We start from the raw sequence: 22,393 nt of genomic DNA, 5'->3' as shown, positions 1-22,393 counted from the left end.
CTCCGTCCCGACCGGGACGCCGCCGCCCGCGCCGGTGGCGGTCCAGCCGGCGGCGCCTGCGACCGCAACGCCGGTCACGGCCACGCCCGCCGGGCCCGTCGCGCCCGGCGGCTCCAACTGCCGCTCGGGCGAGCTGACCCTGAAGCGGATCGCCACCGACGCCGGCGCCGGCAACCGGGTGGCGACCTTCGCGCTGACCAGCGTCGCGCCCAAGCCCTGCACCCTGGCCGGCTATCCGACCCTGACCCTGTTCGACGCCAGCGGACGCACCCTGCCCATCCGCGTGGTGCAGACTGAGCAGAACTATTTCGAGAGCGGCGGCCCCGCCGCCCCGGTCACCGTCGCGCCGAACGGCCGGGCGGTGTTCTACCTGGCATGGAACGTCGTGCCCTCGACCGAGGCGCCGTGCATGACCGCCACCCGCGCCCAGGTCACCCCGCCCGGCGGGGACCAGGCGCTGGAGGTCGAGGAGCGCATCGAGGCCTGCGGCGGCCAGGTCCGCGTCTCGCCCATCCGGGCCGAGCTGGCGCCGGCGAAGGCAGTCAGGCCGCCCGCCTGATCCAGGTCACTTGCGGTCCTTCGCCAGGTTCGCTTTTAGGGCCGCGCTTTCCTTCTTGAGCGGCTTGGAGACCGGGCAGACTTCCTGGACGAAGTCGTTGAGCGTGTTGACCAGGTTCTCCTGAACCAGCCGGTAGTAGACGTACTGCCCGCGCTTATCGCTCTCCACCAGCCCCGCGCTCTCCAGCACGCTCAGGTGCTGGGACACCGCCGGCTTGGAGATCTCAAACCGCGCCGCGATCTCGCCGGCAGTCAGCTCGGTGTGCGCCAGATAGGCCAGGATCTTGCGCCGGACGACCGAGGACAGGGCTTCGAAGATACGCTGCACGGGGATCTCCCAAGGCCGACAAGGGATTCGGCCCGTCACTATTTAAGGAATTTCCTAAGGGCTTGCCACCTTCGATATTTAAGCAATAAGCTAATTGCGTAATCACTCAGCGGCAGGGAGGCCGCGGGAGGAAAGCGCATGACCACCACGGTCCGCCACGTCGAGGATCCCAACGCCGTCAATTCCCTGCGGCTCGGCCCGGACGCCTGCCCGGTCGAGGGCGAGGTGCGCTGGGATCCGGAGCACTCGCTGTGGAACGGAGCCATGCTGCTGGGGACGCTGCTCCTGGGCCCCGCCTTCTTCACCTGGAGCGCGTTCGCGGTCTTCCTGGTGCTGACCGGCGCCCTGCTGCTGCTCGGCCACTCGGTCGGCTTCCACCGGCGGATGATCCACCGCAGCTTCCAGTGCCCGAAATGGCTGGAGCACCTGCTGGCCTGGTGCGGCACGGCGGTCGGCATGAGCGGGCCGCTGTGGATGGTGCGCGTGCACGACACCCGCGACTGGGCCCAGCGGCGTCCCGACTGCCACCCGGCGCTGGCCCATCGCAGCGGCATGCTGCGCGACTGGTGGTGGAGCACGCACTGCCGGCTGGTGCTGGCCAGCCCGCCAATCTTCGACCCCGGCCCCGAGCTGGCCGGCGACGCGTGCTACCGGTTCCTGGAGCGCAGCTGGATGCTGCAACAGGTCCCGATCGCGGTCGTGCTCTATCTGCTGGGCGGCTGGCCGTGGGTGGTGTGGGGCGTGTGCGCCCGCGTCGCCGCCTCGGTGAACGGCCACTGGCTGGTCGGCTGGTTCGCCCACCGCCAGGGCCCGCAGACCTGGATCGTCGAGGGCTCGGGCGTGCAAGCCCACGACGTGCCCTGGGCGGCGATCCCGACCATGGGCGAGGCCTGGCACAACAACCACCACGCCTACCCCGGCTCCGCCCGCATCGGCCTCTACCCCGGCCAGGCCGACTGGGGCTTCCGCTTCATCCAGTTGCTGGAGCGCCTGAGCCTGGCCTGGGACGTGCGCACCCCAGAGACCATGCCGGAGCGGGCGAGCCTGCGGGCGGCGAACCAGGAAATTCACGCATGAGCCGCGCGACCTACACAACGACCCCACTTCGAGCGGTGCTCGGCCTGCTCGTAGGGGCAGCGGCCGCCGGCGCGCTGTGGTGTCCCCTCGCCCTGCCCGTCACCTCCAGCGTCATCTGGCGTACGCCAGACGTTTGGACCTTTGTCAGATTGGCGGCCCAAGGCTGGGTGTCCGTCACCCCGATCTATCTTGCCGGCCTATTCGCGCTTGGTGCGCCCGGCTGGGCGGTGATGCACAACTCAGGACTTCGCCGACCGACCGACGCCATGTCCCTCGGCGCCGGTTTGAACCTGGCGCCGATCGCGCTGCTCTTGGCGCTATTTTTGGCCGCTCCGCCACATCACGCGCCGGTAGCACTGTTTGCTTTGACCGGCGCCGCCGCCCTAGCGGGCGCCGTCGTCGGCTGGGTGATCTGGCGGGTCGCCTACCGGCGCGTGGCATTGACTTGAAGCCTTCAGGCCCGCTCAGGGAGGGACCGGTCGAGCTCATCAAAGGTCGCCTCATCCACTTCTCGATAGGACCGCAGCACGCCGTCTTCCAAGGTAAGGACGAAGTAGCGCCAAGGCTCCTGCTCTGTCCCCCACCCGGCCATGCCGGTGGCCAGAACTGTGCCGCTCAAGTCGTCAAAGCCCGGGAGGATCGCTTGGCCGAGACGATAACAATGCTGCCGTCGTTCGCCGGCCTTAAACTGGATCGCGAGTTCGTGGCCGTTCTCGTCAACGATCAGTTCGTTAAACGCACCCACGGAGCCACGGCCTAAGCCGCCTCGCCCTTGTTCAGCACGTCGCCGACGGTGGGGCGGTCCGGCTCGACCTTCATCTCCAGGTCGCGCGGCTTCACCTCTTCGCCGCAGCAGGCGCAGGCCAGGGTCGGCTTCAGCTCGTGGCCGCAGGGCTTGTGCACGAAGCTGACGCCCGCGCCCTCGTCGCCGTACAGGTGCGACGCGCCCCAGTCGTGCAGGGTCAGCAGCACCTTGTAGAGGTCCTTGCCCTTGGCGGTCAGGACGTACTCGTGGCGCAGCGGCCGCTCGGAATAGACCCGGGGCTCGAGCACGCCGTGCTGGACCAGGCTCTTCAGACGCGAGGCCAGCACGTTGCGCGCGACGCCCAGCCGCTCCTGCCACTGTTCGAACCGGCGGACGCCCCGGAAGGCGTCGCGGATCACCAGCAGAGTCCACGGGTCGCCGATCACCTCGAGGGTGGCGGCGATGCTGCAGCTTTGACGCGAATAATCGGCGGTGCGGCCCATGCCCGAAAGATGCCCTTGCGTCAGCCCGAAAACAAGGGGCGTTGCTTTTGACGACGGACCGCCCGCTGCGATTCAGGCCTCCGGCGCCTTCGGCAGTTTCCGCACCGAAGTGATCCGCTCGAGCATCTGGTAGACCTTGATGTCGGCGACTTCACCGGTCAGCGCCAGGCAATGGCCGCGATAGGCGCGGTCGCTGCAGAACTCCCAGGTTTCGCCGGCCGGGACCCGCACCGAACGCGTCCGGTTGTTGAATTCCATCGCGCCGAGGTTGGGCGTGTCGCCGGTCAGCTTCAGCTGCCGGCCGCTCCATTCCTTGCCGCTGTAGATGATCAGCGCCGTCGCGGCGTTCGGGGCGGGGGCGACCATCGGGGTCGTCGTCGTCGCGTCGGTCGTCGTGCCAGTCGTCGCCCCAATCGTCGCCGCGGCCGCCGGCGGCGTCGGGGTCTCGGTCGCGGGGTCGGTCGCCGGCGTCGACGTGGGGAGCGGCGCGGTGTTCTTCTTGACGAACGGCCGCTTCACCGTGGTGGACACCTTGGTCCAGGCGCTGGAGACCATTTTCGGCACGTTCGGGAACGAGGCCGCCTGGGCGGCGGGGGCGGACAGGCCGAGAGCGGCCGCGGCCACGAAACAGAGAACGGAACGCATCGACGATCTCCTTCTTCACGCGCTGAGAGGAGCCGGCCCCCCGACGGGGCGAGCTTTGCCGTACGCCCCCATCAACCTTGGCCATTGGGCTTTTGATCCCGACCGCGGAAACTTTTTGTCAGTTGCGTTTAAGGACGCACATTACTAGGTTTCCAATCGCAACGGAGGTGAGCCGATGTATGAGGCGCTCGACACGGCCGAGTTCGATGCGGCGATCCGCCTGCGCACCGACCAACTGGGCGGGAGCCTGAGCGCGCTCCCGCCCCTTCGTCTTTCCAACGCCCGCATGGAGGCCTCGCCGGGGCGCGGCGGCCCTAACGGCGGCTATCTGGCCGCCCTGGCGATCCGCGCCGCCGAGCAGGCGCTGACCCCGGGCGCGCCGGTGCGCACCGTGTCGGTCCAGTACCTGGCCAAGCCGGATTTCGCGCCGCTGACGCTTGAGGCCTCGCGCCTGCGCGGCGCGCGCACCACCACCTTCGCCCAGGTCGTGGCGCACCAGGCGGGCGACACGCGCTTCACCGCCGGCCTCACCTTCGGCCAGGACGCGACCAGCCCCGCGCACCGACCGCTAAGCCGGCCTGCCGGCGTCGCCCAACCGGAAGGCCTGGCCCCGCTGGACCTGCCGCCGGCCATCGTCCCGCACTTCACCCAGCTGGCCGACTATCGCCCGGCCGGCGCCGGCTTTCCGTTCGCCAACGGCGAGGAGGCGGTGATCCGCATCTGGATGCGGCTGAACGACGGCCTGCCGCTGGACGCGGCGCGCCTGGCCTTCCTGTTCGACGCGGTGTTCCCGTCCTTCTACGCCGTGACCGATCGTCCCTGGCCGGCGGCCACCGTCGACCTTAGATACGACTTCGCGCGCGCCCTCACGCCGGACGTCGCGCCCGACGGCTGGGCCCTGTTCGAGTTCAGGACCCGCGACTGGGCGAACGGCTGGGCGGTGGAGGACGGAACGGCCTGGAACCGCGCGGGCGAACTGCTCGGCGTGGCCCGCCAGCTGAGAAAGGTGCTTGCGCGAGGCGCCTCGGCGGCGGTTTAACTCGCCCCAACAACACAGTCATCGAGGATTCCCATGCCCGCCAACGGCTCCGATCCCGTCGTCATCGCCTCCTACGCCCGCACGCCGATGGGCGGCTTCCAGGGCGCGCTCTCGGGCGTGAAGTCCACCCAGCTCGGCGCCGTCGCCGTGAAGGCCGCGCTGGAGCGCGCCGGCCTGCCCGCCGACAAGGTCGAGCAGATCTTCATGGGCTGCGTGCTGCCCGCCGGCCTCGGCCAGGCGCCGGCCCGCCAGGCGGCGCTGGGCGCGGGCCTGTCGCTGAACACCGAGGCCACCACCGTCAACAAGATGTGCGGCTCGGGCATGCAGGCGGCGATCATGGCGCACGACGCGCTCGCCGCCGGCAGCGCCGACGTGATCGTGGCGGGCGGCATGGAGTCCATGACCAACGCCCCGTACCTGATGGGCAAGCACCGCGGCGGGGCCCGCATCGGTCACGACACCATCTCGGACTCCATGTACCTGGACGGCCTGGAAGACGCCTACACGCCGGGCAAGCTGATGGGCGCCTTCGCCGAGGACACCGCCCGCGAGTACCAGTTCACCCGCGAGGACATGGACGCCTACGCCATCGAGAGCCTCTCGCGCGCCAAGGCGGCGGTGGAGAGCGGCGCCTTCGAGCGTGAGATCGTCCCGGTGGAAGTCACCACCCGCAAGGGCGTCGAGGTGGTCTCGAAGGACGAGCAGCCGCTGAAGGCCGACCCGGCCAAGATCCCGACCCTGAAGCCGGCCTTCGCCAAGGACGGCGGCATCACCGCCGCCAACGCCTCGTCGATCTCCGACGGCGCCGCCGCCCTGGTGATGACCCGCCAGTCGGTCGCCGAGAAGCTGGGCCTGCCGATCGTCGCCAAGGTGGTCTCGCACGCCGCCCACGCCCACGAGCCGGGCAAGTTCACCACCGCCCCAGTGCCGGCGATGGAGAAGGCGCTGAAGAAGGCCGGCTGGAGCGTCGACGACGTCGACCTGTTCGAAGTCAACGAAGCCTTCGCCGTGGTGCCGATGATCGCCATGCGCGACATGAACATCCCGCACGACAAGCTGAACATCCACGGCGGCGCCTGCGCGCTGGGCCACCCGATCGGCGCGTCGGGCGCGCGCGTGATCGCCACCCTGATCTCCGCCCTGGAGAAGACCGGCGGCAAGAAGGGCCTGGCCTCGCTGTGCATCGGCGGCGGCGAAGCGACCGCCATGGCGATCGAGCTGGTCTGATCCCGGTCCGCTGAACGAGCGTGAAGGGCGCGGGCCTCGGTCCGCGCCCTTTTTCGTGCCTGCGACCCCGATTTGGGAGCGGCCCGCCGCCCGCCTAAGCTCCCCGTCTCAGTCGGGGAGTACCGCCATGCTTGATCGCCGCACCGTGCTGGGCCTGGGCGCCGCGCTCGCCGCCAGCCCCGCCGCAGCCGCCACCGGCCCGACCTACTCCGACGACCCGACCGAGATCGTGCGGCTGTGGCCCGGGGCCGCGCCCGGCGGCGAACGCGCTGCCGTGAAGCTGGAGATCGTCGAGCGCAGCCCCGACCCGGCCCAGTATCGCGACCGCTTCGCCACCGGCGTCACCGAGTCGCTGATGACCGTGTTCCGGCCGGCCCGTCCTTCAGGCGCGGCGGTGCTGATCATCCCCGGCGGCGGCTACAAGCGCGTGGTCATCGACAAGGAGGGCTTCGAGGCCGCCCGGCGGCTGGCGGCGGCCGGCGTCACGGCCTTCGTGCTGCGCTACCGCCTGCCGGCCGACGGCTGGGCCGCGGGCCCGGACGCGCCCCTGCAGGACGCCCAGCGGGCGCTACGGATCATCCGCGCCGACGCCGCGCGCTATGGCGTCGATCCGGGGCGCATCGCGGTGCTGGGTTTCTCCGCCGGCGGACACCTGGCCGCTTCGCTGGCCACCCGGCACGGACAGCCGGTCTACGCCCCGGTCGACGGCCGCGACGCGGTCAGCGCCCGGCCGGACGTCGCGGGCCTGATGTATCCGGTGATCACCATGGCCGCGCCGCACGCCCATCCCGGCTCGCGCGACTTCCTGCTGGGGGCCTCGCCGAGCGACGAGCGGATCGGCGCTTATTCGCGCGAACGCAGCGTCGGGCCCGACACCCCGCCGACCTTCCTGGTGCACGCCGCCGACGACAGCGCCGTGCCGGTCGAAAACAGCCTGATGATGTTCTCCGCCCTGCGCGCGGCGAAGATCCCGGCCGAGCTGCACGTGTTCGAGGAGGGCGAGCACGGCTTCGGCCTGCGCCTGATCCAGGGCAAGCCCGCGGCCATATGGCCCGACCTGTTCCTGGCCTGGGGCGCGCGGCACGGGGTGTTCAAGGCGGCCTGACGGACTACCTTGCAGACCATGGCTTCGTACGAGATCGAATTCGACGCCCGCGAGGTGCGGCTGCTGCGCAAGGAGCTGCTGCGCCGGCCTGGGGTCACGCGCGTGGCCTGGAGCGAGGTGGATCAGGTCGAGGCCCGGCGCGCCACGGCGGCCACGCCGGTCGAGCTGGTGTTCTACCGGGCGGACGGCCCGGCCCTGACCGTCGCGGCCGGCCAGCGCGGCTTCGACGCCCTGCGCGCGGCCCTGCCCGCGCATCTGCGCCACGCCGACGAGGCCTGGTGGCCGGCGCTCAACGCCGCGCCCCTGCAGGAGCGGCGCTACCTGGTCTGGGACCGGACCTAAGCGTCCGCGGGGGGCGGCGCCTCTTCAGGATCGACGACGTCGTCGGCCGGCCCGGCCAGCAGCCAGGCCGCCTCGCGGTCGCGCGCTTCCGGCTCCATCAGACGCGCCAGCGTCTCGACGCCAAGGGTGAGGAGGATCATGGCGAGACTCCCAAACTGATGCGATTGAGAATGACTCGCACCCAGATCGGAAGGCAATACGGTATTTCCCGCAGGGGCGCCGAGCCGCAGCGGGCGGGGGCTCAGCCCGCCGCCTGCGCCACCGCCTGGACCGTTTCCGGGACCGCTTCCTGGACCTCCTCCTCAGCCGCCTCCGACGCCTGCTGCACCGGCGGCTCTTCCTCGGGCAGGGGGATGAACTCCTTGTCGTCCTGCGGCGGCAGGGCGAAGCGGCCTTCCTTCCAGTCGGCCTTGGCCTGCTCCATCCGCTCCTTCGAGGAGGAGACGAAGTTCCACCAGATCAGCCGCTCGCCCACCGGCTCGCCGCCCAGGAGCATGACCGTGGCCGGGGTCAGGGCGGTGACCACCGCGTCGGCGTTCTTCTCGAACACGATCATCTGGCCGGCGTCGAAGCGGCGCCCGTCGATCTCGATCGCGCCCTTCACGACGTAGGCGGCGCGTTCCGAATGCCCCTTGGGCGGTGCCGACTTCACGCCGGCGGCCATCTCCCAGTGCACGTAGAACAGCGGCGAGTGGGTCTTCACCTTCGACTTGGCGCCGTAGGCCTCGCCGGCGATCAGCCGGGCGTAGAGACCCTCGCCGTGGTACTCCATCAGGTCGGCGCCGGTGTAGTGGTCGAAGGCCGGCTCGTCCTCCTCGTGCTCGGTCGGCAGGGCCAGCCAGGCCTGCATGCCGTGCAGGCGCGCGCCGATCTCGCGGCGGTACGGGTCGGTGCGCTCGGAGTGGCTGATGCCCTTGCCGGCGGTCATCCAGTTCACCTCGCCGGGCTGGATGCTCAGGTGCGAGCCCAGGCTGTCGCGGTGCACCAGTTCGCCTTCGAACAGGTAGGTCACGGTCGACAGGCCGATGTGCGGGTGCGGCCGCACGTCGACGCCGTGGCCCGGCTCGAAGTCGGCGGGGCCCATGTGATCCAGGAAGATGAAGGGCCCGACCATGCGCCGCTCGGCGAACGGCAGCACCCGTCCGACCTCGAAGCCGCCCAGGTCCTTCTTCCGCGCATCGACAACAAGTTCGATCATCGCCCTACCCCTGACTTCCCCCGAAAGGCGAGGGTTATCGAACAGCGTTGTCTTGTCGAGCGTGGCCGGAGCGGAAAGCCCGCGCCTGTGGCGTCGAAACCGCGGTTACTCGGGGTGCTCGACGTGCGGGCTGATCAGGCCCAGCGGCACGGCCGTGGTGTTCTTTACCCCGCGCACCACGATGTGGCTCTCCACGTCGGAGACCAGGCCCAGCGACAGCAGCCGCTCGCGCAGGAACTCGTCGAAGGTGTGGATATCCTTGGTGATCACCCGCAGGACATAGTCCTCGCGCCCGGTGATGGTGGCGCACTGCACCACCTCCGGCCAGCGGGCCACGGCGTCCTCGAAGGCGTCGAGGTTTTCCTTGGTCGGCAGGGTGAGCTTGACGATGGCGTAGACCTCGAAGCCCAGGCCCAGTTTTTCGGAGTCGAGCAGGGTCACGCGCTTGCGGATGACCCCGGCGTCCTCCAACCGCTTGATCCGCCGCCAGCACGGCGAGGGCGACAGGCCCACCTGCTCGGCGATCTCGGCCACGGACAGGCTCGCGTCGTGCTGGACCAGGTCCAGGATTCGGGCGTCTACGGGGTCGAGGGCCTCGGCCAAGGCGTGCTCCTGAATCGGGCGCGAACGAAATGGATTGCCGCCCTTAGACACGAAAGCGCCGATTCTTGGCAATAGTTTCGCTAAACGCCATTCACAAGCGCGGCCGTTTTATCAACCGGCGGGCGACAGCTTCAGGATCTTCCCGTCGGTTTCGTCGGTGACCAGCCAGACGGCGCCGTCCGGCCCCTGGCGCACGTCGCGCACCCGCTCGCCGATCGGCAGCCGCTCCTCGGCCGCGACGCGGTCGTCGGGGCCCAGCACCAGGCGCACCACCCCCTTCTGGACCAGGCCGCCGATCAGGATCGAGCCCTTCCAGGCCGGGAAGGCGTCGCCGGTGTAGAAGGTCATGCCCGACGGCGCGATCACCGGGTCCCAGTAGTAGACCGGCTGCTCCATGCCGGCCTTGGCGGTGAGGCCCTCGCCGATCGGCGCGCCCGAATAGTCGATGCCGTAGGTGATCACCGGCCAGCCGTAGTTCTTGCCGGCTTCCGGCCGGTTCAGCTCGTCGCCGCCCTTGGGCCCGTGCTCGACGGTCCACAGCCGCCCCTTGAGGTCGAGCGCCGCAGCCTGGACGTTGCGGTGACCGTAGGACCAGATCTCGGGCCGGTCGCCAGCCTGGCTGACGAACGGGTTGTCCTTGGGGATCGAGCCGTCCGGATTGATCCGCACCACCTTGCCGAAGTCGGTCGACAGGTCCTGCGCCTTCACCCGCGAGGCCGGCAGCGAGCGCTCGCCCAAGGTCACGAACAGGGTCCCGTCTGGGGCGAACACCAGGCGCGAACCGAAGTGCTTGGTGCTGTCGAAGGTCGGCTGCTGGCGGAAGATCACCTGCACGTTCTCGACCCGCGGCTCGGGGCCGTCCGCGACCAGCCGCCCGCGCGCCACCGCCGTGCCGTTGCCGCCCGGTCGCGGCTCGGCGTAGCTCCAGTAGATCAGCCCGTCGGTGGCGAAGCTGGGGCTCAGCTCCACGTCCAGCAGGCCGCCCTGATCGCGGGCGTCGACCTTCGGCAGGCCGGCGACCGGCGCGGACACCTCTCCGGCCGGTGAGACGATGCGCAGCCGCCCCGGCCGCTCGGTGACCAGCAGACGTCCGTCGGGCAGGAAGGCCAGCGCCCAGGGGTGCGACAGGCCGCTGACGACGGTGCGGATCGAGAAACGCTCGGTCGAGGCCGGCTGCGGCGCGCGCGTCTGGTTCGGGAAGGCCGGCGTCTGGCCCTCGCCGTTCGGCGCGCGCGTCTCGGCCGGCGGACGCGCGCCGGCCAGCGACGCGGCCTGATGGCGGCCGTTCGCGTCCTTGCAGGCGGCCAGCAGCGCCAGCACCGCGAAGGTCATGACAAACGGTCGAGCCGGTCTGCGCCCACGCATGCTCATCGACGGCCTCCGTCAGGTTTCCGCCCTGACGATCCGGAAATCACGGCTCGCCGACAAGTTCCTTCAGCGCGGCTTGCGGCTCGACCCCGCCGACGTGGATCAGCCACCAGACCGCGAAGAACAGCAGCGGCCAGCGCGCCTCGACGTGGTCGGAGCGAGCGAACACCGCGCGCACCGCCTCGACGTCGCACGCCTCGGCCACGCCCTGCACGGCCGCGATCCTGGGGCCCAGGTCGGCGGCGCGCGGAGCGATCCAGGCCCCGACCGGCACGGTGAAGCCCATCTTGCGCGCGAACGGGTCGGCGGCCGGGCAGTGCCGCTCCAGCCACTTGCGCAGCAGCCATTTGCCGAGCCGCCCCTGCACCTTCAGCCGGTCGGGCAGGTGGAAGGCGAAGGCGGCGACCTTGTTGTCGAGGAAGGGCGTGCGCCCCTCCAGGCCGTGGGCCATCAGGCAGCGGTCCAGCTTGAGCAGCAGGTCGGCGTGCAGCCAGGTCTTGATGTCGGCGATCTGGGCCGCCTGCAGCGGGGTCGAGCCGAACGACTTGGACCAGTCCAGCGCGATCTCGCGCCAGCGCTCCAGCGCCCCTTCGCCGCCGTCGCGCAGGAAGGGCGCGTCGACCTGCGGCTCGGCCGGCCGCCCGCCCAGCCAGCGCGCCCGCAGCGAGCGGCGATAGCGCCCGTAGCCGGCGAACAGCTCGTCGCCGCCCTCGCCGGTCAGCACCACGGTCAGCGTGCCCTTGGCGGCCTCCGCCAGCTTGTAGGTCGGCAGGGCGGCGTAGTCGGTGGTCGGCTCGTCCAGCGCCCAGGCGACCTTGGGCAGCAGCCGCCAGAAGTCTTCCTCGCCGAAGCTGGTCTCGCGCCAGTCCAGGTTCAGGGCGCGGGCCACGGCTTCGGCCCGGGCGCGCTCGTCGCGCGCGCCCTCCGCCTCGAAGCCGCAGGTGAAGGCGGTGACCGGCCGCTCGTTCAGCCGGCTCATCATCGTGGCGATCACCGCGGAGTCGATGCCGCCCGACAGGAACAGGCCGTAGGGCACGTCGGAGCGCTGGTGGACGCGCACGCTGTCCTCCAGCACGGCGTCCAGTTGCTCCAGCGCGTCGTCGAGGCTGTTGAACTTGATCGGCTCGGCCGCCAGCCAGACCTGGTCGACGTCGCCGGGCTCGGCCCAGTCGCGGCCCGGGCGAATCTCCAGCGAGCGGCCCGGCGACATGCGGCTGACGCCCTTGAAGATGGTGTCTTCGCCCAGCGTGTAGTTCAGCGCCAGCAGCTCCTCGACCCGGTCCTGGACCAGAGTGCGGCCCGTCTTGGGCAGCAGGGCGCGCGGCTCGGAGGCGAAGCGCAGGGTCGGCCCGTCCCAGGTGTAATAGAGCGGCTTGATGCCGAAGCCGTCGCGCACCAGCCAGCTGACCCCGTCGGCGCCGACCAGGCACAGCGCGAACATGCCGCGCAGCCGCTCAAAGGCGCTGGAGCCCTCGCGCGAATAGATGTGCAGCAGGGGTTCGAAGTCCGAGCCGGTCTGCAGGGCCGCGTCGAGGTCGTACTCCGCCGTCAGCTCGACGTAGTTGTAGATCTCGCCGTTGCCGATCAGGGTCGAGCCGGCCAGGTGCAGCGGCTGCCAGCCGCCCTCCAGGTCGATGATCGACAGGCGTGCGTGGCCCAGCGACCAGCCAGCGCCGTCCTCGACGCGCACGCCGTCAGGTCCGCGATGGGCGATGCTCTCGATCAGCGGCCGCGCGGCGTCAGGCGTCGCGCCTGGTCCCAGCACTCCGGCTATGCCGCACATCGCGCGCCTCCGACGGCTTGGAAAAGGGCTCGCCACTGATCGATGATCGCGTCCTCGGAAAACTCCGAGGTCACGCGCCGGGCTCCCGCGGCCGCCAGTTCGGCGCGTCCCGCCGGGTCGGCCAGCAGGATAGAGACCGCCTCGGCCAGGGCGTCGGGGTCGTCCACCGGCACCAGCCGGCCGTTGACGCCGTCATGGATCAGCCCGGCCGGCCCGCGCGAGGCGGCGGCCACCAGCGGCAGGCCGTGCACCCAGGCCTGGATCACCACATTGCCCAGCGGCTCGTAGCGCGAGGGGAAGACGCACACGTCCGCCGCCCGGTACAGCGCGCCCGCGTCGCGCCGCCAGCCCAGGAAGCGCACGCGCTCGGCCACCCCCAAGTCCCGCGCCAGCCGCTTCAGCTCGTCCTCCAGAGGCCCCACGCCGGCGATCCACAGCCAGGCGTCGGGAATGCGCCTGAGCGCCTTCAGGCTGACGTCGTGCGCCTTGGCGGGGTGCAGCCGGCCCATGCCCAGCAGCAGCGGCACGCCCTCAGGCGTTTCCTCGGCCGCGCGCGAGGCGGGCGGGCAGTGGTCCGCGCTGGCGAAGTTGGGGATGTAGGTGACCTGGTCGGCCGGCCAGCCCTCCGAGACGATCCAGTCGCGGATGTCGACGGTGTTGCCGACCAGCATGTCGAAGCCGCGATAGTACTTCAGGTCGTAATAGCCGCCCAGCCGGCCGATCCGCTTCCACGGCCCGCGCGGCGAGTGGCGGGCGGCGCGGTTCATCCAGGCCAGCAGCACCTGCGCGTCCTGCTCGCGCGCCCAGCGTCCCAGCGCCGGCCGGGTGCCCAGGTCCAGCGGATTGCCATAGTCGAACACCCGGAAGGGCACGCCCGCGCCCGTCAGCGCCTGCTCGCGCCCGAGGTTGGCCCGGATCGCCGCCGAGGTGGGGTCGCCGGCCCGCGCCAGCGCCAGCACCAGGCTCTGAAAATAGGTCTCCGCCCCCCCTTCGGCGGTGGTGCCCAGCAGGTGCATGACGCGGGGAGGCTCGAGCATGCGGCGCACACCCTAACACGTGCGGCGCCGCGTCAAACTTTGGCGGCTTGAACGGCAGGAAGGTTCCCTATATAGGCCGTCGCTCTCCCCTCGGGGGGACCCGTGGCTGGGTAGCTCAGATGGTTAGAGCGGTGGATTCATAACCCACAGGTCGGCGGTTCGATCCCGCCCCCAGCTACCACTTTCCTCAAACAGTTCAGCTTGTTGGAACGGCGCGATCCGCAGCATCCGCGCGCGCCTTCGCGACGCTTCCGCCGCGCTGCACCGCCGCAAAAACGGTTCCGCTCTGATTCCGCGTTGCGGAGTCCCGCGTCGTCGGCCCCGTCCGAGTGCGGCCGCCCGACGTAAGGTCATTCCAGCGGCGGCCTACCAGCTTTTGCCGATGGCCGCCCCGCGCCGACAGGTTCGGAATGGCGCGCGAAGACGCCTGGCCAGGGCGTCATGGCCGGGAGCGCGCACCATGGCGAAAAAGCCCAACATCCTCATCCTCTGGGGCGACGACATCGGGTTCTGGAACATCAGCCACAACAGCCGTGGCGCGATGGGCTACCGCACCCCCAACATCGACCGCATCGCCGAAGAAGGGGCGATGTGCACCGACTACTACGCCCAGCAGAGCTGCACGGCCGGGCGGGCCAGCTTCATCTGCGGCCAGAACCCGATCCGCACCGGCCTGACCAAGGTCGGCATGCCCGGCGCCACGGTGGGCCTGCAGAAGGAAGATCCGACCATCGCCGAGGCGCTGAAGGAGCTGGGCTACGCCACCGGCCAGTTCGGCAAGAACCACCTGGGCGACCGCAACGAATACCTTCCGACCGTGCACGGCTTCGACGTGTTCTTCGGCAACCTCTACCACCTGAACGCCGAGGAAGAGCCGGAACTGCCCGACTATCCGAAGGACCCGAAGTTCAAGGAGAAGTTCGGCCCGCGCGGCGTGCTGGACTGCAAGGCCACCGACAAGGACGATCCAACCACCGATCCCCGCTGGGGCCGGGTCGGCAAGCAGACGGTGAAGGACACCGGGCCGCTGACCAAGAAGCGGATGGAGACGGTCGACGAGGAGATCACCGCGCGCGCGCTGGCGTGGATGGAGGAGCAGGCCAAGGCCGACCAGCCGTTCTTCCTCTGGTACAACTCCACCGCCATGCACTTCCGCACGCATGTGGCCGAGAAGAACCTCGGCAAGAGCGGCCAGGACCCCTACAGCGACCGCATGGTGGTCCACGACGAGCAGATCGGCATGATGCTCGACAAGCTCGACGAGCTGGGCATCGCCGACAACACCATCGTCATGTACTCGACCGACAACGGGCCCGAGAACGACACCTGGCCGGACGCGGCCAACACCCCCTACCGCATGCAGAAGGACACCAACTGGGAGGGCGGCTGGCGCGTGGCCGCGCACTTCCGCTGGCCCGGCAAGATCAAGCCCGGAACGGTGCTGAACGGGATCATGTCGCACATCGACATGTTCCCCACCCTGCTGGCGGCGGCCGGCGACGAAACCGTCGCCGACCGGCTGCTCAAGGGCGCGACGCTGGACGGCAAGCCGTTCAAGGTCCACCTCGACGGCTTCAACCAGCTCCCCTACCTGACCGGCCAGGCCAAGGAGAGCCCGAGACACGTCATCTTCTATATCAGTGACGACGGCGACGTCATGGCCCTGCGGGTCGACGACTACAAGTTCAACCTGGCCGTCCAGCGCGCCCACCAGCTGCAGGTCTGGGCCGAACCGTTCGTGAAGCTGCGGGTGCCGCACATCGTCAACATTCGTCGCGATCCCTTCGAGCGCGCCGACTACAACTCCAACACCTACTTCGACTGGATGGTCGACCACATTCCGCAGATGTACCTGATGCAGGACGTCGTGGCCCAGGAGATCCAGAGCTACGTGCAGTTCCCGCCCCGGCAGAAGGCGGCGTCGTTCAACCTCGACGACGTGATGGCCCAGCTGGCGACGCCCGCACCCGCGAAGGCCTAGGGAGCGTCCCCTGGCCCCGTGCGGCCGCCCATGCGCGGGACCTTCCCCGCGCATGGGCGGGTTGCATCCAGCATGACCGAGAGCGAAGCGGCGCTCGCCGCCGTCGCCGCGCGGGTGGGCGCCTTCTACGAGGCCCACCCCTACCCGCCGGCCGTGGACGACCTGGACGGCTACGCCCGCAAGTGGGACGAGGGCCGCCGGCGCGCGCACTTCCACCTGCTCTGGCCGGACCAGCCCTATCGCGACGACTTCAGCGTCCTGGTGGCGGGCTGCGGCACCAGTCAGGCGGCGAAGATCGCCCTGCGCTGGCCGCGCGCCCGGGTGACCGGGGTCGACGTCAGCACCGCCAGCCTCGCCGCCTCGGAGGCGCTGAAACGTCGGTACGAACTGGACAACCTTCAGCTCCACGAGCTGGCGCTCGAACGCGCGGGCGAACTGGGCGAAAGCTTCGACCACATCATCTGCACCGGGGTGCTGCACCACCTGCCCGATCCCGACGCCGGCCTGCGGGCGCTCAGCGCCGTGCTGGCGGCGCAGGGCGCCCTGCAGCTGATGGTCTACGCCCCCTATGGGCGGGCCGGCGTCTACCTGATCCAGGACTATTGCCGGCGTCTGGGCGTCGAGCCCGGCGCCGCCGACATCCTCGACCTGATCGTCAGCCTCAAGGCCCTGCCGCCGGACCACCCGCTGGCGCCCCTGCTGCGCAAGTCGAAGGACCTGCTGACCCGCGAGGGCCTGGCCGACGCCCTGCTCAATCCCAACGACCGCGCCTATTCCGTGCCGCAGCTGCTTGACGCCCTGGCCGCCGCCGACCTGAGCTTCGGCCGCTGGCAGCGCCAGGCGCCCTACCTGGCCCAGTGCGGGGCGCCGGCCGCGACCCCGCACGCCTCAAGGCTCGCGCGGCTGCCGACCGAGGAGCAGTACGCCGCCATGGAGCTGTTCCGCGGGACCATGGCCCGCCATACCGTCGTGGCCTGGCGCGACGACCAGCCCAGCGCCGTCGACTTCGGCGGGGACGCGTGGGGCGACTACGTACCGGTGCGGGTCCCCGACACCATCGCCGTGCGCGAAAACCTGCCGCCGGGCGCCGCAGCCGTCCTGATCAACCGGACGCACACCTACACCGACCTCTACCTGCCGATCGGCGCGGACCAGGCGCGGCTGCTGGCCGCCGTCGACGGGCGCCGGACGATCACGGAGATCGCGCGCGGCGCGCAACGCGACGCCGCCCGGGACTTCTTCGAGCAGCTCTGGAATTACGATCAGGTCGTGTTCGACACGTCGCGCGGGCGTTCGCCCGCCTAGAGCCCACGCTCCATCCGCCGGTGGTCCGGCACCGCGGCGATGGGCGAACGGCGCTCCCGCGTCACGGCGAAGCCCATCCGCTCGTACAGGGCCTGCGCCCGCGGGTTGGCGGCCGAGACGTCCAGGACGGCGCGGCGGTAGCCCCGGGCGGCGCCCGCCTCCAGCAGGTGCTCGACCATGCGCCGGCCCACCCCGCCGCCACGCAGCTCGGGCCGGACGCCCAGGTGGGCGACGTAGAGCATGTCCTTGGTCGGCGGCGGGATCACCTGCTCGACCCGCAGGCCGCGGCGGATGACGCCCGCGCCCGTGAGCGGGCCGTAGCAGCCGAGGATCTGGCCAGCGGCGGCCAGCATGTAGCCCAGCGGCGCGGCGCCGTCGTAGCCGGCTCCGGCGGCGACGATCTCGCCGTCTTTCTCGACCACCACGTGGGTGCGCCAGCCGAACTCGCCCGCGCCGTCGGCGAAGGCGTGGCGGAGGAAGTCCTCCGCCCGCCGCCGCCCGGGCGCGAACACGTAGTCGAAAGCGGCCGGGCCGGACATGTAGACCAGCGGCGCGGCCGCGGCCGCGTCCTCCGGTCCGGCCGGCCGGACCGTCAGGGTCACAGGCTTTCGCCCGTGACCTGACAGACGCCGTCCATGTTGGCGATCCACTCGCGGATCAGGGCCAGGCCCTCGCCGTGGACCAGGCTGCGGCCAGCCTCGGGCATCATCTCGCCGGCGTTACGCGAAGCCAGGCGGAACGGCATGATCGAGGCGTCCGGGTCGCCCGGGACGATGTCGAAGGTGTGCCCGCCGGTGCCCTTGCCCGCCGCCACCGGCGGCTTGCAGGCGCCCAGCTGGCGCGGGTCCAGTTCGCCGGCGCGAAGCCACAAGCCGGTGGTGCGGGCAGCCCCCGTGGCGCTGTGGCAGTGGCTGCAGTTGGCGTCGAGGTAGGCCCGTGCGCGCGCCTCGAGCGGCTCGCGCGTGTCGTTCCAGACCGCGTTGCGCGGGGCCCGGTCCGGCGCGGGCGCGCCCTTCAGGTAGTTCACGATCTGCAGCCGGGTGAGCTGGTTCATCTCCCCCTGCGGGCCGTCGAAGCTGTGGTTCAGGTGACGCGCCTTCAGGCCGATCGGCTCGAACTTGCGGGTCTTGAAGTCCTGCACGTGACAGCCGCCGCACTGGTTCACGTTGGGGACCTGGTAGACGAAGTCGGTCTTCCTGGCCCCGTCGGCGAAGGTCATCGCGATCGACTCGCCGGCCCGCGCCAGCACGGCGTCGGTCTGGTCGGCGTTCCACACGTAGGGCAGCGCCTCCCAGCCGTTCTCACGGCGGACCAGGATGCGCGTCTCGACCAGGCGCACGTTCTTCAGGTCGAGGCCCTTGGCGCCCGACTGGCGGGTCTGCGCGGTGGTCTTGTCGACCACCTTGCTGTCGCCCGGCCGGTCGGTCCCCGAGGTCGGATAGTAGAAGGTCTTCGAGATCACCGTGCCGACCGGGAAGTCGAAGGTGTTGGTCTCGTCGTAGGTGGCCGTCGCCCCCTCGGGCAGCCAGACCGTGCGCAGCTTCTGGGCGTAGTCGCTGAACAGCGGCGTGGCCAGGTCGTAGACGACCACCCGGTCGGTGGTCGCCAGGGTCTTGCCCCCGACCTTGAACAGCCCCCACTCGCTGAGGCGAGCGGGGTTGTCCTTGGCGTGGAACACGACGTGGTCGGGCGCACGGCTGCAGGCCGCGAGCAGGGCGGCCGCGAGGCCGAGGGCGACGATACGCTTGAACATGGGAACTCTGGCCGTCGTCAGTTCGTCGTCGCCGGCTTTTCAGCCGGCTTGTCCGCCAGCGCGCCGGTCAGCACCACCGCCGGCAGGCGGGTCTTGGGCTGGCAGGCGAAGGAGGTCTCGATCTTCGGGTTGGCGTACTTGTTCGGCCCGTCGATGTTCAGGACCTGGGCCTCGCCGTTGTCGACGCAGATCTCAGGCGACTTGACCTTGGCGTTGCGCCAGCCGTCCCACAGCACGTCGGGGAGACGGCCCTTCAGGCCGAACATGGCCAGCTTCAGCACGGCCAGCTGACCGTCGGGGGAGTCGCCGCCGCCCTTGAAGCGGTTTCCGCCGATGTAGATCTGCTCCGGGTACGGATCGAAATTCGGCGCGATGCCGGTCTTGGTCTGGTAGCCGGTCGAGTAGTAGCTGGAGATGCCGACGTTCAGCGTCTTGTTGTCGTGGATGTCGTTGTCGAACACCTCGACGCCGTCGTTGGAGTTGATCAGAACGCCCGAACCGGCCGGCACCGAGCGCACCGCCGCGCCTTCGGCGGCGAAGTTCTTGGTGTTGTTGGCGAAGACCGTGTTCTTGTAGACGCGCGTGCCGACGCCCGAGACCGGGATGTTCGGCATGTTGAAGACCAGGATGCCGCCGGTGTTGTTGGTGGCGGTGTTGCCATACACGTCGGCGCCGATCGAGTTCTCGATCTCGATGCCGGCCACGTTGTACTCGGCGCGGTTGTTGCGCACGATGATGTTGCGCGACTGGCCGACATAGATGCCGGCGTCCGAGGCGCCCTTCACCACGCAGTCTTCGATCAGCAGGTTCTGGGTCTGCACCGGGTACAGGCCGTAGGCGCCGTTCTTCGGGTTCGGCCCGGCGGTCCATTCGGCGCGGACGCGACGCAGGGTCAGGTCCTTCACGCCGTTGGCCTTGAAGCCGTTGCCGCCGGCGTCCTCGATGCCGATGTCCTCGACGGTGACGCCGTTGCCGGTGACGTTGACGCCTTCGCCGCCGGAGACCTGGCCGGCGAAGGAGAGCACGGTCTTGTCCATGCCCGCGCCACGGATGGTCACGCCGTCGACGGCGAGGCTGAGCGTCTTGGTCAGCAGGTACTTGCCGGCCGGGATGGTGATCACGTCGCCGGCCTTGGCGTCCAGCAGCTGCTCCTGGAGCTTGGTCTCGAAGGCCGGATCACGGATCAGGCCGTCAGCCCCGGCCTTGGGCGCCTGATCGCAGGCGGCCAGGGCCAGGAGCGCCGACACGGCGCAGGCGGAAAGCGCGTACTTACGAACGGTCATGAGCTTTCAGTCTTTCGGGGCTCAGAAGTGGACGCCGAGTTGCACGCCCCAGAACCGCGGCTGGTCGAGGCGGACGAAGGGGGTCTGGAGCGCGGAGGCGGAGATGGTGCCGAGCGAGCTGACGGTGCGCTCGTCGAGCAGGTTCTCCGCCCACAGCGAGACGCTGTAGGTCTGGTCGGGCGAGTTCCAGCCGATGCGGGCGTTGACCAGGTGGCGGGCGTCGTCGAGCGAGCCGAGCTTGGAGAAGTCGACCAGACCGGCGAGGTCCGCCCGTCCGATGCGGCCCGCCTCGTTCATGCGCGGGGCGGAGGTGTAGCTGTAGCTGCCGTCAAAGAAGATCCCGCCGTTGCCGCCGAGGTCGCGCTCGTAATGGACGCCGGTGGCCAGCTTCCAGGACGGTTCGCCGGTCGGTTGGCCGGAGATGTCGACGCCGGCGAGCGGACCGCCGGACGGGAATTCCGTACGGTCGACCCAGGTGGAGTCGATGTAGCCGGCCGACTCCGAGAGGGTCAGGTTCGGCGTCACCTTCCAGAGGACCTCCAGGTCGGCGCCCCAGGCCTCGCTGTCGCCGGTCAGGGTCTCATATTTCGGAACCGGCTCGCTGGGGTCCGAGACGAGCGAGATCTGCTGGCGGTTCTGATACTTGAAGTAATAGGCCGACGCGTTGACCCGCAGGCGGTGATCCAGCCACTCGGACTTGAAGCCGCCCTCGTAGTTCCAGACGGATTCCGGCTCGAAGTAGGAGTCGATCGCCAGGCTGTTGAAGCCCCCAGCCTTGTAGCCGCGCGCGATCGAGCCGAACACCATCAGGTCCGGCGTGACCTTGTAGTCGACGACGAAGCGCGGGCTGACGTCCTCGAAGCTGGCCTTGCGGGTGAACTTCACGCCTTCCCGGGCGCCTTCGTTGAAGACGATGTCGCCCGTCGGGCCGAGGCCGAACACCAGGTTGGCGAGGGTTTGGTAGAAGGTGTCCGCGCTGTAGATCGTCGCGTCGTCGAACAGCGGCGGGAGCGGCGCCCCGATCATGGGCGAGACGTAGTTGTCGACCAGGAAGTTGTAGAGCGCGCCCGGCGCCTGCGCGCCGGCCAGGCCCGGCGCGTCGTGCGCCTCGTTCAGCCAGGAGAAGGTCCGCTCGTCCTTGGTGTAGCGAAGGCCGACCGTCAGGTTCAGCCGGTCGGTCGCCGCCCAGGTCAGGTCGCCGTAGGCGGCCCAGGACTCGTTCTCACCCCAGTCGTTGAAGGTCTCGGTCCAGGTGGTGCCGAGCACCGGCAGGCCCGCCATTTCGAGCAGGGAGTAGATCGGCACGCCCATCACGTTTTCGATGGAGTCGGTCAGGGCGGTGGTGACGCTCTGCTGGCGGGCCTCCTCCTTGAAGTAGCTGACCCCGGCCATCCAGGTGAGGCGGTCGGTGGCCCCGTTCAGGCGCAGCTCCTGCGAGAAGCTCTCGTTTTCTTCGACGTTCTCGGTGTCGAAGTAGCGGGCCGGATCGTTGGTGCCGTCCTCGTCCTCGCGGTTGGCGGTCTCGAACTGCTTCCAGGCGGTGATGCTGGTCAGGGTCGCCGGGCCGAAGTCGTGGCTGGCGTTCAGGGTCAGGCCGTCCAGCACGCGGGTCTCGTGCGAGCTGATCACGTCGTTGGCGAACGGGCCGAACGGGTCGCCGCCGTTGATGGCGTACGGCCCGATGCCGACCGCCACCGGCGCGTCCTGGTCGGTGTCGTCGTGGTCCCAGCTCAGCTGGATGTCGGTGTCGCCGGTCGGCTGCCAGCGCAGGGCGGCGCGGCCGGACCAGTTGCCTTCGCGGTCCAGGTCCTCGCCGGTGGCCGCGTCCTTCAGCCAGCCGTCGCGCTTGTTGTAGAGGCCGTTGACGCGCAGGGCGACGGTGTCGCCCAGCGGCACGTTGATCATGCCGGTCAGCTGGGTCTTGCCGTAGTTACCGATGCGGGCCTGCAGGTCGCCTTCGAACTCGGAGGACGGCTTGCGGGTGGTGATCGAGATGGCGCCGGCGGCGGCGTTGCGGCCGAACAGGGTGCCCTGCGGGCCCTTCAGAACTTCGACCCGCTCCAGGTCGTCGAAGAAGATCAGGGCGCCGCCGGTGCGGGCCGAGTAGACGCCGTCGATGAACACCGCGGCCGACGGCTCGGTGCCGATGCCGAAGTCGTCGGTGGCGATGCCGCGGATCGCGAACCGGGGCTGGGTGACCGAGTCGTCGCCGACCGACAGGCCCGGCGTGAAGGCCTGCAGGTCGCCCATGTGCTGGGCGCCCAGGGCCTCGATGGCCTCGGCGTTGAAGGCGTTGACCGTGATCGGCACGTCCTGGAGGCGCTGCTCGCGCTTCTGGGCGGTGACGACGATTTCTTCCAGCTGGGCGGAGTCGTCCTGGGCGGGCGCGGTCTGCGCGAAGGCCAGGGCGGGCCACAGAGTCGCCAGCGCGGTCGCCGAGACGAGCGCATGCTTGCGGAGCGCACGGACGCGCTTAGTCATTGAAATCATGTGACGTTCCCCCCGAAACGTTC

Annotated in this window: 23 protein-coding genes and 1 tRNA gene; 10 read left to right on the top strand and 14 right to left on the bottom strand. The window is 70.0% G+C overall.

Annotation, left to right across the window (positions count from 1 at the left end):
• On the top strand, window positions 1–559 hold a 559-nt coding region (locus tag G3573_RS06435), incomplete at its 5' end, for a DUF4232 domain-containing protein (protein WP_163260259.1).
• A 6-nt stretch (window positions 560–565) separates the two neighbouring features.
• On the opposite strand, the gene G3573_RS06430 is transcribed toward G3573_RS06435, so the two are convergent.
• Window positions 566–886: a metalloregulator ArsR/SmtB family transcription factor gene (locus G3573_RS06430; protein WP_163260258.1), complete on the bottom strand. Its 321-nt coding sequence runs from the start codon at window positions 884–886 to the stop codon at window positions 566–568.
• 138 nt (window positions 887–1,024) lie between these two features.
• On the opposite strand from G3573_RS06430, the gene G3573_RS06425 reads away from it, so the two are divergent.
• Entirely contained in the window at window positions 1,025–1,963 is a 939-nt protein-coding gene (locus G3573_RS06425) for an acyl-CoA desaturase (protein WP_163260257.1), read from the top strand.
• Window positions 1,960–2,412 carry a hypothetical protein gene (locus tag G3573_RS06420; RefSeq protein WP_163260256.1) on the top strand — a complete coding sequence of 151 codons (453 nt, stop codon included), beginning with the start codon at window positions 1,960–1,962 and terminating at the stop codon, window positions 2,410–2,412. The genes G3573_RS06425 and G3573_RS06420 overlap by 4 nt, the downstream gene beginning before the upstream one ends.
• 5 nt (window positions 2,413–2,417) lie before the next feature.
• On the opposite strand, the gene G3573_RS06415 is transcribed toward G3573_RS06420, so the two are convergent.
• The 3 genes from G3573_RS06415 to G3573_RS06405 form a co-directional block, all read right to left on the bottom strand.
• Entirely contained in the window at window positions 2,418–2,708 is a 291-nt protein-coding gene (locus G3573_RS06415) for a hypothetical protein (RefSeq protein ID WP_163260255.1), read from the bottom strand.
• An 11-nt stretch (window positions 2,709–2,719) separates the two neighbouring features.
• A complete protein-coding gene (locus G3573_RS06410) occupies window positions 2,720–3,211 on the bottom strand; it encodes a helix-turn-helix domain-containing protein (RefSeq protein ID WP_163260253.1) in 492 nt (163 codons plus the stop codon).
• A gap of 72 nt (window positions 3,212–3,283) precedes the next feature.
• Entirely contained in the window at window positions 3,284–3,856 is a 573-nt protein-coding gene (locus G3573_RS06405) for a beta/gamma crystallin-related protein (RefSeq protein WP_163260251.1), read from the bottom strand.
• A gap of 175 nt (window positions 3,857–4,031) precedes the next feature.
• Here G3573_RS06405 and G3573_RS06400 point away from each other — a divergent pair, with 175 nt between their 5' ends.
• The 4 genes from G3573_RS06400 to G3573_RS06385 all read left to right on the top strand — a co-directional run bounded on the left by G3573_RS06400 (window position 4,032) and on the right by G3573_RS06385 (window position 7,569).
• Entirely contained in the window at window positions 4,032–4,895 is an 864-nt protein-coding gene (locus G3573_RS06400; protein WP_163260249.1) for a thioesterase family protein, read from the top strand.
• Between the two features lie 33 nt (window positions 4,896–4,928).
• The gene (locus G3573_RS06395) at window positions 4,929–6,122 is read left to right on the top strand and encodes an acetyl-CoA C-acyltransferase (protein ID WP_163260247.1); all 1,194 of its coding nucleotides are present in this window, start codon (window positions 4,929–4,931) and stop codon (window positions 6,120–6,122) included.
• Between the two features lie 127 nt (window positions 6,123–6,249).
• Entirely contained in the window at window positions 6,250–7,227 is a 978-nt protein-coding gene (locus tag G3573_RS06390) for an alpha/beta hydrolase (RefSeq protein WP_163260246.1), read from the top strand.
• A gap of 9 nt (window positions 7,228–7,236) precedes the next feature.
• Entirely contained in the window at window positions 7,237–7,569 is a 333-nt protein-coding gene (locus G3573_RS06385; protein WP_163260244.1) for a hypothetical protein, read from the top strand.
• On the opposite strand, the gene G3573_RS06380 is transcribed toward G3573_RS06385, so the two are convergent.
• The 6 genes from G3573_RS06380 to G3573_RS06355 form a co-directional block, all read right to left on the bottom strand.
• The gene (locus G3573_RS06380; protein ID WP_163260242.1) at window positions 7,566–7,709 is read right to left on the bottom strand and encodes a hypothetical protein; all 144 of its coding nucleotides are present in this window, start codon (window positions 7,707–7,709) and stop codon (window positions 7,566–7,568) included. The genes G3573_RS06385 and G3573_RS06380 overlap by 4 nt on opposite strands.
• 101 nt (window positions 7,710–7,810) lie before the next feature.
• The gene (locus G3573_RS06375; RefSeq protein ID WP_163260240.1) at window positions 7,811–8,767 is read right to left on the bottom strand and encodes a pirin family protein; all 957 of its coding nucleotides are present in this window, start codon (window positions 8,765–8,767) and stop codon (window positions 7,811–7,813) included.
• Window positions 8,768–8,872: 105 nt separating this feature from the next.
• A complete protein-coding gene (locus G3573_RS06370) occupies window positions 8,873–9,370 on the bottom strand; it encodes an Lrp/AsnC family transcriptional regulator (protein WP_163260238.1) in 498 nt (165 codons plus the stop codon).
• A gap of 111 nt (window positions 9,371–9,481) precedes the next feature.
• Window positions 9,482–10,741 carry a PQQ-dependent sugar dehydrogenase gene (locus tag G3573_RS06365; RefSeq protein ID WP_163260236.1) on the bottom strand — a complete coding sequence of 420 codons (1,260 nt, stop codon included), beginning with the start codon at window positions 10,739–10,741 and terminating at the stop codon, window positions 9,482–9,484.
• Window positions 10,742–10,781: 40 nt separating this feature from the next.
• The gene (gene asnB, locus G3573_RS06360) at window positions 10,782–12,521 is read right to left on the bottom strand and encodes an asparagine synthase (glutamine-hydrolyzing) (RefSeq protein ID WP_163260235.1); all 1,740 of its coding nucleotides are present in this window, start codon (window positions 12,519–12,521) and stop codon (window positions 10,782–10,784) included.
• On the bottom strand, window positions 12,509–13,558 hold the full coding sequence (locus G3573_RS06355; protein ID WP_163260233.1) for a glycosyltransferase: 1,050 nt from the start codon (window positions 13,556–13,558) through the stop codon (window positions 12,509–12,511). Before G3573_RS06355 ends, asnB begins: the two co-directional genes overlap by 13 nt.
• A 104-nt stretch (window positions 13,559–13,662) precedes the next feature.
• On the opposite strand from G3573_RS06355, the gene G3573_RS06350 reads away from it, so the two are divergent.
• The 3 genes from G3573_RS06350 (at window position 13,663) to G3573_RS06340 (ending at window position 16,844) form a co-directional block, all read left to right on the top strand.
• A tRNA-Met gene (locus G3573_RS06350) sits at window positions 13,663–13,739 on the top strand.
• Window positions 13,740–14,018: 279 nt separating this feature from the next.
• Window positions 14,019–15,539 (top strand): arylsulfatase, encoded by a 1,521-nt coding sequence (locus G3573_RS06345; RefSeq protein ID WP_163260231.1) that lies wholly within the window; start codon window positions 14,019–14,021, stop codon window positions 15,537–15,539.
• 72 nt (window positions 15,540–15,611) lie between these two features.
• Complete coding sequence (locus tag G3573_RS06340) at window positions 15,612–16,844, top strand: class I SAM-dependent methyltransferase (protein WP_163260229.1); 1,233 nt, start codon at window positions 15,612–15,614, stop codon at window positions 16,842–16,844.
• On the opposite strand, the gene G3573_RS06335 is transcribed toward G3573_RS06340, so the two are convergent.
• Genes G3573_RS06335 through G3573_RS06320 form a run of 4 tightly spaced genes read right to left on the bottom strand, consistent with a single transcriptional unit; the run spans window position 16,841 to window position 22,361 of the window.
• Complete coding sequence (locus tag G3573_RS06335) at window positions 16,841–17,446, bottom strand: GNAT family N-acetyltransferase (RefSeq protein ID WP_205598103.1); 606 nt, start codon at window positions 17,444–17,446, stop codon at window positions 16,841–16,843. The genes G3573_RS06340 and G3573_RS06335 overlap by 4 nt on opposite strands.
• Entirely contained in the window at window positions 17,443–18,597 is a 1,155-nt protein-coding gene (locus tag G3573_RS06330) for an SO2930 family diheme c-type cytochrome (RefSeq protein ID WP_163260227.1), read from the bottom strand. Before G3573_RS06330 ends, G3573_RS06335 begins: the two co-directional genes overlap by 4 nt.
• 17 nt (window positions 18,598–18,614) lie before the next feature.
• Window positions 18,615–19,880, bottom strand: coding sequence for a parallel beta-helix domain-containing protein (locus G3573_RS06325; protein ID WP_163260226.1), 1,266 nt, complete (start codon window positions 19,878–19,880; stop codon window positions 18,615–18,617).
• Window positions 19,881–19,901: 21 nt separating this feature from the next.
• The gene (locus G3573_RS06320) at window positions 19,902–22,361 is read right to left on the bottom strand and encodes a TonB-dependent receptor (protein WP_163260224.1); all 2,460 of its coding nucleotides are present in this window, start codon (window positions 22,359–22,361) and stop codon (window positions 19,902–19,904) included.
• Window positions 22,362–22,393: the final 32 nt, after the last annotated feature.

This window comes from Caulobacter sp. 17J65-9 (assembly GCF_010975005.1).
Classification (GTDB): domain Bacteria; phylum Pseudomonadota; class Alphaproteobacteria; order Caulobacterales; family Caulobacteraceae; genus 17J80-11.
The sequence above is the reverse complement of the archived record's forward strand: the minus strand, read 5'-3'. Positions and strand labels throughout refer to the sequence as shown.

What these genes read in the sequence shown, in the direction of transcription:
- G3573_RS06425 (WP_163260257.1), top strand. Translation starts at nt 1,025, where the DNA reads ATGACCACCACGGTCCGCCACGTCGAGGATCCCAACGCCGTCAATTCC.
- G3573_RS06420 (WP_163260256.1), top strand. Translation starts at nt 1,960, where the DNA reads ATGAGCCGCGCGACCTACACAACGACCCCACTTCGAGCGGTGCTCGGC.
- G3573_RS06410 (WP_163260253.1), bottom strand. Translation starts at nt 3,211, where the DNA reads ATGGGCCGCACCGCCGATTATTCGCGTCAAAGCTGCAGCATCGCCGCC.
- G3573_RS06405 (WP_163260251.1), bottom strand. Translation starts at nt 3,856, where the DNA reads ATGCGTTCCGTTCTCTGTTTCGTGGCCGCGGCCGCTCTCGGCCTGTCC.
- G3573_RS06400 (WP_163260249.1), top strand. Translation starts at nt 4,032, where the DNA reads ATGTATGAGGCGCTCGACACGGCCGAGTTCGATGCGGCGATCCGCCTG.
- G3573_RS06395 (WP_163260247.1), top strand. Translation starts at nt 4,929, where the DNA reads ATGCCCGCCAACGGCTCCGATCCCGTCGTCATCGCCTCCTACGCCCGC.
- G3573_RS06390 (WP_163260246.1), top strand. Translation starts at nt 6,250, where the DNA reads ATGCTTGATCGCCGCACCGTGCTGGGCCTGGGCGCCGCGCTCGCCGCC.
- G3573_RS06380 (WP_163260242.1), bottom strand. Translation starts at nt 7,709, where the DNA reads ATGATCCTCCTCACCCTTGGCGTCGAGACGCTGGCGCGTCTGATGGAG.
- G3573_RS06375 (WP_163260240.1), bottom strand. Translation starts at nt 8,767, where the DNA reads ATGATCGAACTTGTTGTCGATGCGCGGAAGAAGGACCTGGGCGGCTTC.
- G3573_RS06365 (WP_163260236.1), bottom strand. Translation starts at nt 10,741, where the DNA reads ATGAGCATGCGTGGGCGCAGACCGGCTCGACCGTTTGTCATGACCTTC.
- asnB (WP_163260235.1), bottom strand. Translation starts at nt 12,521, where the DNA reads ATGTGCGGCATAGCCGGAGTGCTGGGACCAGGCGCGACGCCTGACGCC.
- G3573_RS06355 (WP_163260233.1), bottom strand. Translation starts at nt 13,558, where the DNA reads ATGCTCGAGCCTCCCCGCGTCATGCACCTGCTGGGCACCACCGCCGAA.
- G3573_RS06345 (WP_163260231.1), top strand. Translation starts at nt 14,019, where the DNA reads ATGGCGAAAAAGCCCAACATCCTCATCCTCTGGGGCGACGACATCGGG.
- G3573_RS06340 (WP_163260229.1), top strand. Translation starts at nt 15,612, where the DNA reads ATGACCGAGAGCGAAGCGGCGCTCGCCGCCGTCGCCGCGCGGGTGGGC.
- G3573_RS06330 (WP_163260227.1), bottom strand. Translation starts at nt 18,597, where the DNA reads ATGTTCAAGCGTATCGTCGCCCTCGGCCTCGCGGCCGCCCTGCTCGCG.
- G3573_RS06325 (WP_163260226.1), bottom strand. Translation starts at nt 19,880, where the DNA reads ATGACCGTTCGTAAGTACGCGCTTTCCGCCTGCGCCGTGTCGGCGCTC.
- G3573_RS06320 (WP_163260224.1), bottom strand. Translation starts at nt 22,361, where the DNA reads ATGACTAAGCGCGTCCGTGCGCTCCGCAAGCATGCGCTCGTCTCGGCG.